Genomic DNA, 16,314 nt, shown 5'->3' with positions numbered 1-16,314 from the left:
AGTTGCGTGGATATCGGCCCCTGTGCGTCAGTCAGCGGCGGTTGCCAGGGCGTGGCAGCGGCTACTCGCCTCGGCGTCACCGATCGATTCGAACACCTGCGCAGCCCGCGCGTAGGTACGGCGACTCTCGGCGGTCCGGCCTTCCTCGACCAGCAGGGCGGCAAGTGCTTCCAGGGCCTCGGCATACCGGTAGTCGGACACCTGGAGCGTGTCCAGGAGATCCCTTCCCTCGCTGAGCCTGATGATCGCTTCGGAACGGCGGCCGAGGTGTCCCAGACACTGGCCGATGCGGATCAGCGCGAAGGGCCGGGTGATCGTCGCGACACTCGGTGTCACCCCCGAGCCTTCGTCGTCGATCAGCGCGAAACAGGTGAGGTACTGCTCCAGCGCCTCAGTGTAGCGTCCGTCGGCACGAAGGCAGTTGGCGATGTCGCCAAGGCACTGGAGGTAGCTGTCGATGTCGCCGACGATCTTGCACGTCTCCGCTGCCCGGAACGAGATCGCCAGCGCCTCGTCGAGCCGTCCGCGCAGGCGCAGTGCTGCCGCGGTGTACTTGTGCGACCAGACGATCTGTGCCGTGGCGCCGCCTCGGGTGGCCAACTCCAGGGCCTCGGCCGCGCACCGCAGCATGGCATCGGGGTCGTGCGGCGGAACCGAGTGGGCCCAGGCCAGATAGTTCAGCTGTGTCGCCTGCTGTGTCAGGTCGCCGAGGCTGGCGGCGGCCTGTGCTCCGAGGGTGAAGACTTCGCTCCAATGCGGGCCGTGCGCCCACCGTTCGGAGAACCAGTGCATCGACTCGGCGCAGTCGAGGACGAGGGTAGGCCGGTCGCTGACCGCGGCCCGCATCGCACCCAGCCAGTTGTCCGCATTGACCCTCAGCCACCAGTCGGCCTCTTCCTCGGAGGACGGGGCGGTGAGATCGGGGTCGGGCCGGTCGGGACGGCCATAGCCGGGTTCGAACCATCGTCCGGACATTGTGGCCATCCGTAGCAGCCATGACGTCACCCGCTCCGTCAGTGCCCGACGCCCGGCCGGGGTTTCCTCCTGAAGCCGGTCGCGGGCGAACAAGCGGACCAGGTCGTGGAAGCGGTAGCGGCCTGCGGTGCTGTCCTGGAGCAGGCCGAGGTCGACGAGGTCGTCGAGAGCGTCCCAGGCATCCTCGATCGGCATTCCGCCGGCGACCGCCGTTAGAGCGGCGTCGAAGTCCGGGCCAGGAATCACGGAAAGGCGCCGGAACAGCCGGCGTGCGGAGTCCGCGAGCTGCTCGTACGACATGCCGATCGCGTTGGCGATCTTGAGGTCGCCGGCCCTGAACTGCTCCAGCCGACGCTCCTCGTCCGCCAGTCGGGCGACGAGCTGGGCGGCGTCCCATTCGGGTCGGCTGACCAGCCGGTTTCCGATGATCCGCAGTGCCAGGGGCAGTCCCCCGCACAACTCGGCGAGCCTGGCGAGAGTCGCATCCTCGTCGCGTGCGGAACGGTCGCCCAGAATTCCGGTCAGGAGTTCCGTGGACTCAGGCAACGGCAGGGGCCCCAGGACGAGTCTGCGGACGCCCTCCAGACCTGCCAGCGATCGCCGGGTGGTGATCAGCGCCCTGCTCGCACCCCCTCCCGGCAGCAGCGGGCGCACCTGCTCCTCCGACGCGACATTGTCGAGGACGACCAGGACACGCTTGTCCCGCAACAGCGACCGATACAAGGAGGCGCGCTCACGGGTATCACCCGGAACATGCTGGTCGGCGAGACCGAGCTCGTGCAGCAGCAACCGTAGGGCGTCATCGGCAGACAGAGGCCGGTGGGACATGCCGAACAGGTCCAGGAACAACACCCCGTCGGGAAAGCTCGGCCGCACCGAATGAGCGGCACGGACGGCGAACGTGGTCTTCCCCAGTCCTGCGGGGCCGGTGATGAGCCCGGTAACACCGACACCCGGCGAACCCTCGGCATGCACCAGCTCGCTCGTCCAGAGCAGTTCCGCGGCACGACCGGTGAAGTCCTCAACCGACCTGGGCAGCTCACACAGACCACTCGGCCGCATCCAGTGATTTCGCAGCCGTCCGTCGCGCGCCAACTCGATCAGCTGAGTGCGGGCATTCCCGTCAAGCCTCAGCGCATCCGCCAGAGCGGTAACGGTCCGGGCATAGGGTGCCTTGCTCCGCCCACGTTCCATGTCCGACAGTGTCCGGGCGCTGACTCCCGACACCTCGGCCAACTGCTCCAACGTCAGACGTGCCGCACGTCGGTGACCGCGCAGTAGCTCCCCGAAACTCAGATGCCCAGTGATGGAGTCACACTCCCTTCCCGCAGTGAAGGCACCCGTCGTCGGCCGAGCCGCGAACCGACACAGAGCGCCGTTGGCCGCCCGTTCTATCACGTCTGCCCTATAGCGGGGAACATGTCGGCTATGCCCATCAACAAAGGCAGCGTCAGATTCAACCGGTAGACGGCCAGCGGACGTTGACGCGGCGGCGTGCTGGTAGGCCTCTGAATCCTCACCTCTGTGAGAACCCTACTTCGCCCGCGAGATTTCCAGACCATCATCACTCCCAGGAAGAACGTGCTGACGTCAGCATCAATAGCTGGACATTCATAGGGGCATGAAGACCGCCACCTCCTACGAAGCAGCAGTCAGTCTGGCGTCGTTCCTGCTCTGGGCAAGATCGGTTTGAAGACGGGCCCTAGCAGGGCTTGGTCAGCTCACTCGTGGGTGATGTGTCTGCATGTTGGTGAGTGTCGTTGAGGCGGTGTGACACCTCAAGAGATGGCCGGGGTCTGGGAGGACCTGAAGGCATTCACGAAGGAGATGTTCGACGGGTTCTTCCGTGCGGATCAGCGGCGGTGGGGGCAGGTGTATGTGCGTGAGGTGCTGCTGGAGGGGTGGCGCAAGTCGGTGGAGCCGATGGCGGCGCGTCTGGGCGAGGACGGTAACCGGCAGGCACTGGCCCACTTCGTGACTACCAGCCCGTGGGATACAGCCCATGTGCTGGCCCGAGGCAGGATGTGATCGGCGCGGAGGCGCTGATCGTCGACGACACGGGCTTCCTCAAGGACGGAGACGCCTCGGCATGTATGTCCCGGCAGTGCACCGGACCGCGGGCAAGGTCACCAACTGTCAGGTCGGGGTGGTCCGGGAACGGCGAGCGCGCATGCTCATAGAATCCGACCCGGTCATTCAGCTGCCCTTGTCGTGGTGGATGGACGTGCACTGCGAATATCGCGCACGCTGTCGCAGCGCCAGGATAGGAACGACTCGCAGGGCGATCGACGCCTGATACGTGACGTGACTAGTGCGAGTTCTCCCACACCAGCACGATGGGCCCGTCGCGACTGACGACAGGGATCCAGGCGTCAGCAGCCTCCGTAAGCCAGGTCTCGTCGAGGCCACTGCCGTCGGATATGGCTCGTCACGGCGGCCGGTGCCGTACACCGCGAAGGAGCTGACGGCTGCCCGCAGCCGGTCGAGCAGGTCCACCGGCCACTGCTGGCCGCGCATGCCCCACCCGCGCAGCTCGCCGACGATGATCGCCTTCAACTGCTTGTCCAGGCCCGACTTGAAGTGCGGAACGAGGTAGCCCTCCTGCTCGTACTGGGCGCAGGAGTAGCCGCCACTCTGATTCTGGTAGACGACACTCGTGGGCGCCGCCACGATGACGCATACCCAGCGTTGCCGAGCGGCCGCCGTCCGGGTCTAGGTAAACGTGCCGCTTCTCGACGGCCTCACAGGCGTGATCCATGGTCCCGGCAGCCCGTACACATCGTCGTAGCAGCTTCCCGCAACTGTGCTGGTGGTAAAGGCCGCCGTGGCGGTTGGGCACAGATAGGTTCGGTTCCTGCGGTGCGCTGATGAGGGCCACTGGGCGTCCAACCGGGGCGGCGCTCGCGGGACCTCCCGTTTTCAATGCGAGGCACAGCCGTGTCCGCGTACTGGGCTCAGTCGCAGAGGGGAATGCGAGCTCACGTGCAGGGCAGCTGGTGTCCTGGCTCGTGCTCAGCACTTGGTTGGCAGGCCGCGGGGTGGTCGGGGCCTGCCAACAGGCGTCTTGAGGCGCTGTTGTCGAACGCTGCATAGCAGGGAGAGGCACGCGGCGCGGCTGGCGTCGGGAACGCCGTCATCATCAGGCCGGTGACGAGGGCCCCGCTCGAAGTGGTCCGCCCGGTCGACGTGCGAAGGACTTCCGGGCGGACTCCATTCCCCACGATGCCCTGACTGTCAGTTCCGCCACCGTCGACCGGGCCGACACGTGAGCCGAACGTGTGGTCACAAGGCCGCTGAGGTGTCGGCGTTCAGGTGAATGCGCACAGCCGTGTCCGGATCAACTGAGTGGGGCCGCGGTGTGTGTTGCGGCGGCGTTTTGGGGCACGTGGTGCGGTGAGGGTTCCTGTCGCGTATTCCCCCGTCGCGACAGGAACCCTTGCTTCCTGTACGGTTGTGCGATTCAGGCCTGTGTGTGCGAGAAATTGGGTAGGGCGCCCGTTACTGAGATCGTGCCCGTTTGCGGGGGCGTGGCGTGGCGCGGGGCGGTGTGGCGGGTTGTGCGCCGGAGCTGAGTTCGGATACCAATCGCGGACATTCCGCACCTGTCGCCTGCAACGGGCATACCTATGCGACGGGCGTGCCCCTGACGTCCGCTGACCGCTACACCCACCCGTTCAACGATCAACAGCAAGCCCTTCGGTCTGCCGCGGGCCCGACGAGGGCGCAGAATTCAGGCCCTCGGCCCGGGATGGGTCGGGAACGCGCACCTTTACCGCCAACTTGTATTGACCGTTAGAGGAACTGTTCTTGAGGGGACATATGTCTGCTTCTTCGACCGCCCGCCGCTTCGCCGCAACTGTGCTCACAGCCAGCGCGCTCGTCTAGGCCGTCGCCCTGCCGGCCTCCGCGCACGAAGCGACCCGACCTGAATCCCGGGAAGGTCGTGATCACCGAAGACAGCGCGGCCAGGCTGGTGGATTGGGGTGGGCGACGCCCGGCGCTCCGTGGCTCGGCGCAGCAGCCTGGGCCGTCTGGCTCGTCTTCGGCCGGTGCAGCGTGACCAGCTACCGCGGGCGGGCCTTGCCACCTCCCCGGATCATCAACAACAAGGGGGGAATTCATGCCGCACCCTATGCCGCTCTTCACAATTGTCGTCGGTCTTTGGCGGGCAAGCTCCACAGAAGCTCGCACAGTTCGCGGTCCGACTCCCTCATGGCGTGCTCCGCCAGGTCGGTCGCCTTCGTCAGCGACACGTAGCTGTCCACGCTCCATGGCTCCCTCTTCTTAGCGGCGCGTGAGGACGCAGATCTTGCAACAACCGTGACGACCCAGAGCAGAGCGAGCGCCGTCGCAACCCAGGGCATCTCAGGCATGTGGCATGCACACAAGGACGACGCTCGACGTGGCACGGGACAACTCGGTGACAGAGCTTCCACGGGTCACTGCATTGACGGTGAGCTGTTCCTCACTGATCACGACTGAACCTCCCCATCCGGGATCGGGAATGACTTCGCCGACCTGGCGCCCTTGGGCGTGCCCGCCTGAGCGCTGCAAACCTCTGCTCGTTGATACGCATGCCAGGTCCGAGCGGATCGACTTCCAGCGTGTCGTCTCCGCTTATCCGCTTTGACCTTCTAACGAAATGATCTTTGGCGTGGTTCACCTTGGGATTGCTGTGCTCGGCCAAAGCCCACCCACGCCCGCCACCATCTGCGCGAAGCAGCGCCCGCATTCGAACGCGCCTTCTGTCGAGGATGGCCGTGATTGCGGCTTGACGGATGACGGGCCCGATCGTCCTGCTGGTAGGGATGGATGTGCTGGCCCAAACGGCCCGTCCTTGGCGGTATCCGGTCGCCGGCTTTGGTCATATTGGTCCCGTAGGCCTCGGTCACTCCAGGGCAGTGAGCGGGAAAGGCCTGGACGGAGTCGACCATGAATGCGCGAAGGGACGCTGCTGAGCGCCGAGGTGGGCTGCATCCGCCTCGCGGTGCTTCGTTGGTCCTGGACGAGCAGGGCTTGGTGGCCGAGTGGAGTCAGGAGGCACAGGAGCTGCTCGGGTATCGGTCGCAGGAGATCGTGGGCCGGCCGGTGGCAACGCTGCTGGCCCGCGATCAGCTGGCCTACGGAGGCGGAATGTCGGGAGCGACTGTGGTCGCGCGGCACCGGGACGGGCACCAGCTCGATGTCCGCGCCAGGGTGTCTGCGCTGCTGGGCGAGGACGCTGCGGTGCGTTGGTGTGTGTTGCTCGACCCCGCGGACAGGACCGAGGAGGAGATGATCGACGCGGCGTTGCTCAGAGCGTTGCTTACCGAGTCCCCCCTCGGTGTGCAGGTCCTGGACCGGGAGCTGCGGATCGTCCGGCTGAACCTTGCGGGGCCAGGAATCCGGGGGGGGGCGGTGGGCCAGGAGGCCGTCGGACGCCGGGCTCGCGAGGTAGCTCCGGGCATGATCGACGACGAGGCGGAGCAGAAGTTCCGGTCAGTGGTGGAGACCGGCCGGCCAATGGCCTTCGACCAAGTCGGCCGCCCACCGGCCGACCCCGACCACGATCACACCTACGACATGACCCTCCTGCCCCTGAAGAACCCGGCCGGCGCCGTCCACGGGGTGGTCGTCGCCACACAGGACGTGACCGAGCGGCGACGGGCCCAGACCCGTCTGAATCTGCTGGTGACGGCGGGCGCCCGGATCGGCACGACACTGGATGTGATGACCACGGCCGAGGAACTGGCCGAGGTCGCGGTGCCCGCCCTTGCCGACATCGCGGCGGTGGAGGTCCTCGATGACGCACTCGCGGGAGAGGCCCCGCCGCCCGGTCCGGTGAGCTCCGAGGTGTTGCTGCGGCGGGCCGGCTTCCGCGCAGCCGAGGGGCTCCTCGCGCAGCCCGCCTACAGTCTGGGCGAGGTGATCCCCGACTACCCGTCGTCCTTCACCGCGTGCCTTGCCGACCTGCTCCCCCGTCTGGTGGCCGAACTGCAGGTCGACCATGAGTGGCTGGACCATGACCTCCGCCGCGCAGAGCTGGTGCGTCGGGCCGGAGCACACTCGATGATGGTTGTACCGCTCACCGCGCGGGGGGTGGTGCTCGGCCTGGCCAGCTTCTACCGGGTGCAGGGAGCCGCTCCGTTCGATGAGGACGACCTCGCCCTCGCCGCCGAACTCGGCGCCCGGGCAGCCGTATGCCTGGACAACGCGCGCCAGTACACACGCGAGCGCAACGCCGCCCTCACCCTGCAGCGCAGCCTGCTGCCCCAGACCTTTCCCGCCCAGAACGCCGTCGAGGTGGCCTGGCGCCACGAGTCCAGCCGGGGCGGCGGGGACTGGTTCGACGTCATCCCGCTGTCCGGCGCACGCGTTGCCCTGGTGGTGGGACATCTGGTCGGGGTCGGCGTGCAGGCAGCAGCGGACATGGGCCGGCTGCGCACCGCCGTCAACACACTGGCCGCCCAGGACCTGGCCCCCGACGAACTCCTCGCCCAACTCCACGACCTGGTGTCCGGCCCCACCAGCGAACACACCCACCCGGCCGACGACGACTCCGCCGGCGCACACCTGGCAAGAGCCACCTGCGTGTACGCGGTCTACGACCCCATCTCGCGCCGCTGCACCTTCGCCCGGGCCGGCCATCCCGCACCCGTGATCGTCCACCCAAACGGCTCGCTCGAGGTCCCCGACGTCCCAGCCGGTCCGCCCCTGGGAAGCGACCACCCTCCGTACGAGACCACCGAGGTGGAACTACCGACCGGAAGCACCATCGCCCTGTCCACCCTCAGCCTCGCCGAGGCCGGTAAGCCACCCGAGGAGCCGACCAGCCCCTGGCGGATCCTTGGTAACCCCCACAAGGCCCTCAAGGACACCTGCGACGCAGTGGTCCGAGCACACCAGGGCAGCGGCGAGGAGAGCATGGTGCTGCTGCTGGCACGCACCAAAAGCCTCGACGCCGACCAGGTGGCGACCTGGACCCTGCCCAACGACCCTGCACTCGTCGCCACCGCCCGCACCCTCACCGGCCGACAGCTGGCCTACTGGGGCCTGGAGGAACTGGAGTTCACCACCGAACTGATCGTCAGCGAACTGCTCACCAACGCCATCCGATACGCCACCGGCCCCATCCAGCTGCGTCTGATCCGCGACCTCACCCTCATCTGCGAGGTCACCGACGACAGCAGTACCGCACCGCGCCTGCGCCACGCGTACGACACTGACGAAGGCGGGCGCGGCCTGTTCCTCATCGCCCAACTCACCCGACGCTGGGGAACCCGCTACGCCGCCCGAGGCAAGACCATCTGGGCCGAGCAAACCCTGCCCACGGCAGTGCCCCACGCCGAGGAACCGGTACCCACGCCGCCAGCGACTACCTGAGACACCGACGCTTCTGCCGGACCGCGCAATCCCACCACACACGGCCGACCCGGAACTCGGCACCGCCAACTACGCCAGCGCCGTGCAGCTCGCCAGAACTGACCGCCCCCATTGGGAGCTTCCGAACAACTGCGGAAGGTCCCACTGGATGGCGACTGATGGCCGCTGCGGTGGCGTAGGACGCTGCCCAGAGCTCGGAAGCGACAACTGCTACGCAGGCAATATGTCTGTCGGCTGCGATGGCACCGGCACAACACCACGGGCACTGGCAGCAGTTGCCCGGCGGGCAAGTGCCGGGGCGGTGGCATCGGCTTTGGGGCAATACCGTCCGACACCAACCACCATCACCGACTACACATGGACGCGGAGGGCGGAAGTCGGCATCCCGGCGCATATCCGGCCGTGGAGGGTTGCTCGGGGAGCCGCCACGACCGGTCGGCGGTGCGGCTGGCGAAGGTCGTCCGCCTGCCGGTCGTGGGTGCCCTGGCTCCCGGGAGAGCGATGTCACGATGCCGTTCCGGAAGCTTCAGGAGGCTGGCGCCATACAGGGTCGGCCTGGGCGCTGCCGACTCACTCTCCGTGCCGGGTGGGGTGGCCGGGCGGTGACGCGCGAGCGGGCGGCGTGTTCGTCACCTGGTTGGCCCGCAGCCGACTCGCCTGCTGGTGCACAGCGGGCCCTGAGATCACCGGACGCCAGCGCACCCTGATGCGCACCGACCGGCACGCAGCACCCCCTCGTCCTCGGGGGTGAGGTGTTTGAGGCGGTCCCGGACCGCCACCCCGCACGGTACAGGCGCCACGAAGGAGGCCGTCAACTTCCGTAAACCACCTACCACATCACCCCACTCAGGGCCGCACCCCTGCCACCCAGCCCAACGAGCCGGAACCACCAAGGTCACCCATGCGACCCCAGAACCCCCGTTCCCACCCCCACCAAGCCACCGCCAGGACTCACTCCCGCTCGCTACAACTCACTCCAACTCAGCTAACCGACATCAGCTCACAACCCCTGCTGGGACAGCACACGGACCGCGCCGCGCAGACGGCGATCGTCGCTCCTGAGGCCATCGCCGACACACGCTGTTGCGCCCTCTGCCGTTATGCGCCGTATCGCAGCGGCACCGGGGGCCCACGACCCCCCGACCTCCGTTGAATCACACGCTGCTTCGCCCGTTTCCAGCGGCTTGTCTTGACACGGTGTGGCAAGAGTGGGCAGCTCACCGGAGGAAATACGTCCCAGGGCGGACCGAGATAGACTCTTTTCAACTTGAAGGGGCACTCGCCACATCATGGCGACTGCCCCTCTCTTCTTGCCCGCGTACCGCTGCAACGTGCTTCCAGCCTCGGGCGTGCACGGTATGCGCGACGAGCGCAGGAGATGCGCGCTCCTGCGGATGGTCAGCCGGCCACTGTCTCCTGCTGAGGCTCGGCCGCAGCAGTCTCCGAAGTGGCCGTCGCGGTGTAGAAGACGGACGAGCCCTGCTTGGTGCGCTGAGCCTGGCTCTTGGCAACCAGCCCTTCGAGGGTGGTGCGCACAACGGTGGTCTTGACGCCGCGGTCAGGGTGGGCCTGTGTGAGCGCGGCGGAGATCTCGGTCGCGGACCGCGGCTCGCTCTGCTGCTCCAGGTGGCCGCGGATCAGGTTGACGAGGGTCGGCTTGGTGTCGGTCTTGGGTACCTTCGCGGAAGAGGCCTTCGCGGACGGGGTCTTGGCGGCGCTCTTCTTGGATGCCGTCGTCTTCGCACTCGCGGCGGCCGCCTTCTTCGGCGTGCTCTGCCGGGGTTCGGCGGTGGCCTGTCGCGGTACGGTCGGCGCGGCCGTGGTGTCTGCCTCGGCGACTGCGTTCGCGCCGCCGAGTGCCTCCTGCATGCTCACCAGCACGGAGTGGTCGTGCTGCAGGGCGCCCAACTGCTCCTGCAGCGCCTCGATTTCCGCACTGATACGTTCCTGCTCCTTGACGTTGCGCTCAAGGTCGCCCGTCACCTGGGCGATGTACTGCGACGTCAGTCCTGTGGCGTGGGCCTGAATTTCAGACATGTCATGGGCCTTTCTGCAGCTCGCGGATATGACGGTTGAAAGCACAGACCCGGTCCGCGAGCGGGCGGAGACGGGTGCCCCGTCTGCGCTGGGGCACCCGCAGGGCACAACTGCTGCAATGTGCGGCAGTATCAAGAGATACTACCCATGAGTAGCGCCGGATGTGCCAGTCGAGTGAAGTCTCACTCTTCCCTTCAGGGTGAGGAACCAGCAGATGCGGGGCATGTAACGATGAGACTGACCGAGGCGCTGCCGGTCGGGTCAGGCGACCGTGATGTTCTCGGCCTGCGGGTCCTTCTGGCCCTGGATGATGTCGAAGGTGACGGATGGCCTTCCTGGAGCTCCCGGAAGCCGATTGCGTAGATGTTGGAGTAGTGCGCAAGCTCCCAGAGCGCAGGCAGCGCGGGGAGCTTTGTGTATGACTGCGCAAGGCTCCTCACGAACCCGCGGCGCTTTCTCAATGTTCCGGCCGATCCCCGAACCGGCAGCCTGCTAACCCGTGCAGGCTACGCGTTCTGTGTATCGGTGAGCTTGTCCAGCTCTCGCATCGCCTCGGCGTGGGCGCTCATACGGCTACTCACGCTGCCAATTGCGAAGAACGCCACACCGGCGGCCGATACCGGCACGGACAGCCCGAGCACTGCAATGGCTTCCGGCCAGTCGCGTTCGTCCTGACACCAATCGCCCCTTTGCAGGCCTTCGTTGGCCGTTCCACGTTCGGTCAACAACCGTGACTCGCACTCCGCGGGGTAACGGTCGCCGGGCTTCTCATCGACCTCGTATGGCGTGAGCAGCAACAGGGCACACCATGTCCACTGGAGCGCCGCCAAAGCCAACAGACCGATCCCCCAGGCGCGTGTCCTCCGGGCCCTGTCGCGGAAGTCGAGGTCGTACTCACGTGATCGCATGGCGAGCGAATCTAGCACCGTGTTGTTGCAGCTCGGCGGTCCTGCCAGGCTCATCCTAGAGCCCGTCTTGTGAGTCGGCCGCCGGTGACGGAAGCGACGAGTTCGGCCGCGTCGTCGGTGGTGACATTGACCGGCTTCTGCAGCGCCTGTACGAAGCGGCTTGCCGGTTCGGAACCGAGGTCCAGGTCCAAGCGGTCGAGGCCGGCGGCGTGGCAGGGACCGCGGGTTTCGACCCCGACGGCCTGGCCGCGCTCGTAGTGCCCAGAGCCGAACAGGTGAGGGTGCTAGACCCGTTGTCGGGACAGAAGCGCCTTCACTGCTGGCGCCGTTCCGTGCCCATGAGCTACGCGTCAGCGGCAAAAACGCCCGACTGCTGGAGCCCCGAGAGCGCGGTCAGTGGAACCAGACCAGAACCGGAACCCGGATCTCCTTCGCGTCTCTCATGATCATGTACTCGATGATGACGGGCTCGCCGGCCACTTCAAGGGAGTACCGGACTCCTAGGTCGTCCATCGGGTCACCCGGCGGGCGCCGCCCGAAGTCGAGCGCACCTCCGACTTCGATCGCCAGAGCCCTCAAGAAGTTCGCGGTCTTCCTCTGTAGATCCACAGGCATGTCCAGGACAGTCCGTGCGGGGATCTCCTCGGTCCAGACGCTCCAGCTCATGCGACGTTGATGCGGGCGATGAGTTCATCCACCGACAGTAGGGAGCTTCCGCTCTCGGCGTTCGCGCGACTGCGGGCAGCCTCGGGAACGCGGCTGATCATGGCTGTTTTCCACCAGCGGCGCATCACTCCAGGCACGTCCGATTCTTCCGCCGCGAGAACTTCGGCCTTGAAGCGCGCACCGTCGGCACCGCCAAGCGCGTCAGCAATGGCATTGATGGTGTGCGGAATGGCAGGGATCCGGCGGTCCCGCGAGCTCTCGGGCTGGGCGCTCACACTCGTCCTCCAGGTCGGGAGTTCAAGTGTCCTACACGACCGTGGGCGAGGGCAGGCCACATCGCAAAAACGGGTCAACCGGGATCGTAAGACTCCTCGGTTGGCTGCTCGACCTCTTCCGGAAAGCGCGGCGGCGAGGCCTGCAGCGTCACATCAGGCCTGTGCCGTGGCGGCGAGGCGGTCGCGACTGGCCGGACGATGCCGCGCGTGCCCGCCCTGATAGGGCTGTGCGATCGCGGCTGCTCGGCAGCCCTGCCGGGGTGCCGTTCCCGGCCTTGGCGGCACCGGGAAGGCAGAACCGCAATCATGGGCCGCTGCCTACCGTTTCCAGCGGGTTCCCTGCCGTCGTCACTCGACGAAGCCGATCAGACACACCCTTTACGGAGATATCCCAATAAAATGCACGAATACCATTGAGAGGCTGTTTTGGTACGTGCCGGGGAGCCGCAGATGGACGCCTCGGACGAACTCCTTCGAAGGGCTGCCCCTTCGGCTCTCTTGCCCCTGGACAGCTGTCCGCAGCCTCAACGCGGCGATGGGCAGGACACTGGGCAGGTCAGTGGAGCAGTGCGTGGGTCGTGGCTTCGGTGATCTGTTGCCCGCCAGCCAGCTGACTGCGGTCGACAGTCTCGTGGCCCACGCCGCCACGACGAAGACGGTTGCGATGCGGGTGCTGGAGTCCCCCGGGCCAGACAGCCGTCCAGGGAGGCGTTCCGGTACACGCTCGCGCGGATGCCCGCCGGCAGGGAACCGCGGCTGCGGGCGATCTGCGACCGAGGATGCTGACCCGTCCGAGGTAGTGCGCACCCAGACGCTGGTTCGACGTAGACGGCGTAGTCATGGACCGAGTCGCAGCTGGGACCAGGACACCCCCTGCTCACACATGGCTGACCGACATCACACATTCAACTTCAGTACCCAGCAGGAGAGGCGGGACAACCGCCACTCCGGCTCGGCTGTGGACTCGGTGTGACCTGACTGCGCTGGGGCGGCTCACTCCCCAACCCGGCCTGACGACCGTCGGCCCTGGAGAGGCTTGCCCCGCCCGACGCCGCACGGGGTGCAACGTCAGCTCTTGGACCTGAAACGCGGCCGGTGAAATCACCGCCGACGGCATTCCCGCCTCGGCCAGATCAGCCCCATGCCGACCGGCAGGCTCAAGGCCCGGGTGGTCTCGATGGCCGCCGAGCACGGCCTGGGCGTTGTCGCGGACGACCCGCTTGGTGCGACCCAAGCGCGCACGCGGACACGGTGGGCGCCCTGAACGTTCTACGGGCCGGGCTGGCCCGTCGCGAAGCCCCACCGGCATAGCGAGAAGCCCCCCGTACACGAGGGGGAGGAGTCACAAAAGGAATCCTCGGCCCGGCCGGCCGTGGAAGCTGAGCACGCTGCTGTCGAGGGTGCTCGTCGAGCTGGAAGCCGTGTCCGTGGCCGACAGCGCACGGCCAGGTGCTGGGGGCACCGGCTCGTTGGCGACCTGGTCCGTTCGTACGCCCGTCAGGGCTATCAGGGCGATGCTGGGCGAAATTCATGCCCGCAAGCCGTATCTGGCCCCCTACTACGAGGACGACGGCTTCAGCGTCCTGGCCGCCGCTGCTCCGCTCGACCTGTGCCTGCCCGTCGGCCGGCTGCGCTGCCCGGCGGAGCCTTCGCGTCCTGAGCCGGTCCCGGCGTAGCGTGGGGAATTGAGGGGCGACGCTGATCGATGCCGCTCTGGAACAAGATATTTCCTTGGTTGCCCCGTCGTCCGGCTCCGCTCCACCTCAGGTGAACATGCGCCCGATGTGGGTGACGAGGATGCGGATAACTTCGTCGTCGATGACGTACAGCGCCCGGTAGGAGCCGACCCTCAGGCGTCGGTACACACTGCCGTATGGCGTTGAGTGGGCAGGCCGAGGATCCCCGGCGAGGGCGTCGACGGCTTCGTACAGGGCGGCAAGGCCCTGCGGATCGTCTTTGAGGAACCGCACTGCGGCGCTGGTGGCCTCGGGCTCCCAGATAATGCTGTAGGTCACGTACGCAGCCCCAGCATGCGGCCGACCTCTTCGTGACTGACACCCTCGCCGAGCGTGCCCTGCGCCCTGCGCCGCTCGCGTTCAGCGATCGCCAGGGAATCCTCGAGATCCTCTATCACCTGAGGTGATACGAGGAGTGCCGCGACGTGGCCGTGGTCGGTGAGTGCGATGGTCTCGCGACCGTGTGCAGCGCGCCGCACGAGGTCGCCGAGTTCGGAGCGCGCCTTGCTGATCGCAATCTCAGTCATGCTCTCATGATGCCACAAGATTAATCTAGTGGCATCATGTTGAGCCTGGCTAGACCGGGGGCTACGAACCGTCGGGCTGCCCCGCCACTCGGCGTGCCGCCAAGCTGCGCACGAGGCGGAGGAGGGCAAGCCCGGAGGCCGACTTCGGGGCCGAGGCCCCGCTACGACAATCTTAGAGCCGCAGTCGCACAGGTCCTGGGCTTCTCCCGGCCCGGAAGCTCTCTACTGCCAGCCCGGAATCCGCGGGGCACACGAGAAGGGCGGGGGCGAGGGCCAGATTGGCTGGTCCGCCGAACGTACATCGTTCCCGTCCCGGAAGTCGCCACGCTCGCCGAGTTCAACGCCGTGATCGAGCAGTGGGACGAAGCGGACGACGTACGGCGGATCCGGTCTCGTCACCCCTGCGGGCGGCACCGCGGCCATCGCTGTCTCCCGCCCCGACCCTGGCACCCGGCGGGCGAAGTCAATGAGCCGACCAGGGGCCACAAGCCGATGATTGCCCCCGGAATCGGTCACGGCGGATTGCCGGACCGGTCATCGGTCACGCCGCCCTGGTTGTCCTTGGGCAAGCCTTCGCCTGCCGCGGGCAAGCCTGCAAGTACGGGCTTGCCCGGTGCCTGTGATCCTCAGGTGAACCTTCCTGTTCGTCACGGAAGGTAGCGGACAAAGGGGTGGTGTCGTACGGCTCCTCCGCGCGCCGTCAGACGGCCGACACGGCGTAGGCCCAGCACGGGTTGGGTTCCATCGGAAACTCCGGTACCGGCTGGTTCGGTCGTCGACGCCGGTCAAGGGCATCGGCGACCTTCAGCAACTCCTGTGCCTCCGCCTGCGCTGCGGGCCCGTCCTCCCACGACGCGACGGAGCGGGCCCAGCGGGACCAGTGGAGGCACTCAGGGGAGCAGTACGGCCGGAGACGGTGGGTCGTCCCGGTCGTCCGCCCGCGGGGGAACCGGCAGCCGGAACGCCTGCACCTTCGATCGATCACAAGCCCTCCATGGTCAGGGATGGATAGCCGCGAAGGGACCCCTTCGCGGCCGGTCCGCTTATAAGGCTGTAGTTCACGAGCCGGCCTTGCGGCTACGGTTCGATCGGCCGTCGAACGCACACCGTGTCGGTTCGGTCAGCCTCGAAGCACCACCTGCCGGGATAACGGACCCCAGTCAGCTCCGGTTCACCGCCGTGGTTCTCCGGGCCCTCACCGATCTGGCCTCGTCACTGACGGCCGACACCGCTTAGGTGCCGAGACCGCCCGCAACGTGAGGGTGCCGGGCAGCAGCCGGGCACCGACGGCCACTGCGCTTGCGTAGGGCCGACAACGCCCGTGTCCTCGCCGGGTTTTGTCGGAGGTATGCTGCTGTTCGTTCACAGCGCGGCGGGTCGTGATTGCCGGTGTGTGGCCTGCGCTGCGCACTGGCATTGGACAGTGTTGAGGCCCTGGGAGTGTGGCGGAACAGGCAGACGCGCCGGATTCAAGTCCCGGTGTCCCCGGACGTGAGGGTTCGACTCCCTCCACTCCTACCGATACGGTGTCAATCGCTATAAAGGGAAGCGGAAGAGCAGTTTGTAAATTCTCGGCTTCTGGAACGCCCCGCGCGGAGATTCGCTTGGGGCGTTCCGTGTTTTTCACTGTGACGATCTGCGGGGTTTTTGTCGTTGGTGGTGCTTGCCGCTGTACAGCGGGTCAGGGTTCGCCTCCGTGGCCAGGCCGACGCAGCGCCAGGTGGGAATGAGTGTGCCGTCGAGCAGCAGGCAGCGGTCCTCGCCCGGGCCCGCGATCGCCTCCTCCAGGGTGGGCGCGAGCGGAGCGAGGGCCGTGATGCCCACGTTG

13 protein-coding genes, 1 tRNA gene and 3 pseudogenes are annotated in these 16,314 nt (G+C 67.0%); 5 read left to right on the top strand and 12 right to left on the bottom strand.

What is annotated here, in order from left to right; all coding sequences use genetic code 11:
* Nucleotides 1–27: 27 nt before the first annotated feature.
* Nucleotides 28–2,373 (bottom strand): helix-turn-helix domain-containing protein, encoded by a 2,346-nt coding sequence (locus tag OHB49_RS42810; protein WP_329166971.1) that lies wholly within the window; start codon nucleotides 2,371–2,373, stop codon nucleotides 28–30.
* A 387-nt stretch (nucleotides 2,374–2,760) separates the two neighbouring features.
* Between OHB49_RS42810 and OHB49_RS42805 the strand changes: the two are divergent.
* Nucleotides 2,761–3,124: pseudogene (locus OHB49_RS42805) on the top strand (transposase); the annotation flags it as partial.
* 47 nt (nucleotides 3,125–3,171) lie between these two features.
* Here the strand turns inward: OHB49_RS42805 and OHB49_RS42800 are convergent.
* Together OHB49_RS42800 and OHB49_RS42795 are read right to left on the bottom strand one after the other, a co-directional pair.
* Nucleotides 3,172–3,645, bottom strand: coding sequence for a DUF6210 family protein (locus tag OHB49_RS42800; RefSeq protein ID WP_329166969.1), 474 nt, complete (start codon nucleotides 3,643–3,645; stop codon nucleotides 3,172–3,174).
* 1,472 nt (nucleotides 3,646–5,117) lie between these two features.
* Nucleotides 5,118–5,240 carry a hypothetical protein gene (locus OHB49_RS42795; RefSeq protein ID WP_329166967.1) on the bottom strand — a complete coding sequence of 41 codons (123 nt, stop codon included), beginning with the start codon at nucleotides 5,238–5,240 and terminating at the stop codon, nucleotides 5,118–5,120.
* Between the two features lie 667 nt (nucleotides 5,241–5,907).
* Between OHB49_RS42795 and OHB49_RS42790 the strand changes: the two genes are divergently transcribed.
* The gene (locus tag OHB49_RS42790) at nucleotides 5,908–8,337 is read left to right on the top strand and encodes a SpoIIE family protein phosphatase (protein ID WP_329166966.1); all 2,430 of its coding nucleotides are present in this window, start codon (nucleotides 5,908–5,910) and stop codon (nucleotides 8,335–8,337) included.
* A gap of 1,398 nt (nucleotides 8,338–9,735) precedes the next feature.
* Here OHB49_RS42790 and OHB49_RS42780 read toward each other — a convergent pair.
* From OHB49_RS42780 to OHB49_RS42755, 6 genes and pseudogenes are all read right to left on the bottom strand, one after another.
* Nucleotides 9,736–10,374: a BlaI/MecI/CopY family transcriptional regulator gene (locus OHB49_RS42780; protein WP_329166965.1), complete on the bottom strand. Its 639-nt coding sequence runs from the start codon at nucleotides 10,372–10,374 to the stop codon at nucleotides 9,736–9,738.
* Nucleotides 10,375–10,635: 261 nt separating this feature from the next.
* Nucleotides 10,636–10,754, bottom strand: a pseudogene (locus OHB49_RS42775) (cold shock domain-containing protein); the annotation flags it as partial.
* A gap of 126 nt (nucleotides 10,755–10,880) precedes the next feature.
* Entirely contained in the window at nucleotides 10,881–11,282 is a 402-nt protein-coding gene (locus OHB49_RS42770; protein ID WP_329166963.1) for a hypothetical protein, read from the bottom strand.
* A gap of 50 nt (nucleotides 11,283–11,332) precedes the next feature.
* Nucleotides 11,333–11,473: a hypothetical protein gene (locus tag OHB49_RS42765; protein WP_329166962.1), complete on the bottom strand. Its 141-nt coding sequence runs from the start codon at nucleotides 11,471–11,473 to the stop codon at nucleotides 11,333–11,335.
* A gap of 202 nt (nucleotides 11,474–11,675) precedes the next feature.
* Entirely contained in the window at nucleotides 11,676–11,948 is a 273-nt protein-coding gene (locus tag OHB49_RS42760) for a hypothetical protein (protein WP_329166961.1), read from the bottom strand.
* Nucleotides 11,945–12,223 (bottom strand): hypothetical protein, encoded by a 279-nt coding sequence (locus OHB49_RS42755; protein WP_329166959.1) that lies wholly within the window; start codon nucleotides 12,221–12,223, stop codon nucleotides 11,945–11,947. Before OHB49_RS42755 ends, OHB49_RS42760 begins: the two co-directional genes overlap by 4 nt.
* 1,514 nt (nucleotides 12,224–13,737) lie before the next feature.
* Here OHB49_RS42755 and OHB49_RS42750 point away from each other — a divergent pair.
* The gene (locus OHB49_RS42750; RefSeq protein WP_329166958.1) at nucleotides 13,738–13,899 is read left to right on the top strand and encodes a hypothetical protein; all 162 of its coding nucleotides are present in this window, start codon (nucleotides 13,738–13,740) and stop codon (nucleotides 13,897–13,899) included.
* Nucleotides 13,900–13,986: 87 nt separating this feature from the next.
* On the opposite strand, the gene OHB49_RS42745 is transcribed toward OHB49_RS42750, so the two are convergent.
* Nucleotides 13,987–14,238: a type II toxin-antitoxin system RelE family toxin gene (locus OHB49_RS42745; RefSeq protein ID WP_329166956.1), complete on the bottom strand. Its 252-nt coding sequence runs from the start codon at nucleotides 14,236–14,238 to the stop codon at nucleotides 13,987–13,989.
* Nucleotides 14,235–14,486 (bottom strand): type II toxin-antitoxin system Phd/YefM family antitoxin, encoded by a 252-nt coding sequence (locus tag OHB49_RS42740; RefSeq protein WP_329166955.1) that lies wholly within the window; start codon nucleotides 14,484–14,486, stop codon nucleotides 14,235–14,237. The genes OHB49_RS42745 and OHB49_RS42740 overlap by 4 nt, the downstream gene beginning before the upstream one ends.
* 208 nt (nucleotides 14,487–14,694) lie before the next feature.
* Here OHB49_RS42740 and OHB49_RS42735 point away from each other — a divergent pair.
* Together OHB49_RS42735 and OHB49_RS42730 are read left to right on the top strand one after the other, a co-directional pair.
* Nucleotides 14,695–14,882: pseudogene (locus tag OHB49_RS42735) on the top strand (IS21 family transposase); the annotation flags it as partial.
* Between the two features lie 1,040 nt (nucleotides 14,883–15,922).
* A tRNA-Leu gene (locus OHB49_RS42730) sits at nucleotides 15,923–16,004 on the top strand.
* A 105-nt stretch (nucleotides 16,005–16,109) separates the two neighbouring features.
* Here the strand turns inward: OHB49_RS42730 and OHB49_RS42725 are convergent.
* Entirely contained in the window at nucleotides 16,110–16,310 is a 201-nt protein-coding gene (locus tag OHB49_RS42725; RefSeq protein ID WP_329166954.1) for a hypothetical protein, read from the bottom strand.
* Nucleotides 16,311–16,314 lie beyond the last annotated feature (4 nt).

This window comes from Streptomyces sp. NBC_01717 (assembly GCF_036248255.1).
Lineage (GTDB): Bacteria > Actinomycetota > Actinomycetes > Streptomycetales > Streptomycetaceae > Streptomyces.
This window is presented reverse-complemented; position numbering and strand designations above follow the sequence as displayed.

Bases quoted from the DNA above. Each gene is read 5' to 3' on its own strand.
- OHB49_RS42790 (WP_329166966.1), top strand. From the start codon at position 5,908: ATGAATGCGCGAAGGGACGCTGCTGAGCGCCGAGGTGGGCTGCATCCG.
- OHB49_RS42780 (WP_329166965.1), bottom strand. From the start codon at position 10,374: ATGTCTGAAATTCAGGCCCACGCCACAGGACTGACGTCGCAGTACATC.
- OHB49_RS42770 (WP_329166963.1), bottom strand. From the start codon at position 11,282: ATGCGATCACGTGAGTACGACCTCGACTTCCGCGACAGGGCCCGGAGG.
- OHB49_RS42760 (WP_329166961.1), bottom strand. From the start codon at position 11,948: ATGAGCTGGAGCGTCTGGACCGAGGAGATCCCCGCACGGACTGTCCTG.
- OHB49_RS42750 (WP_329166958.1), top strand. From the start codon at position 13,738: ATGCTGGGCGAAATTCATGCCCGCAAGCCGTATCTGGCCCCCTACTAC.
- OHB49_RS42740 (WP_329166955.1), bottom strand. From the start codon at position 14,486: ATGACTGAGATTGCGATCAGCAAGGCGCGCTCCGAACTCGGCGACCTC.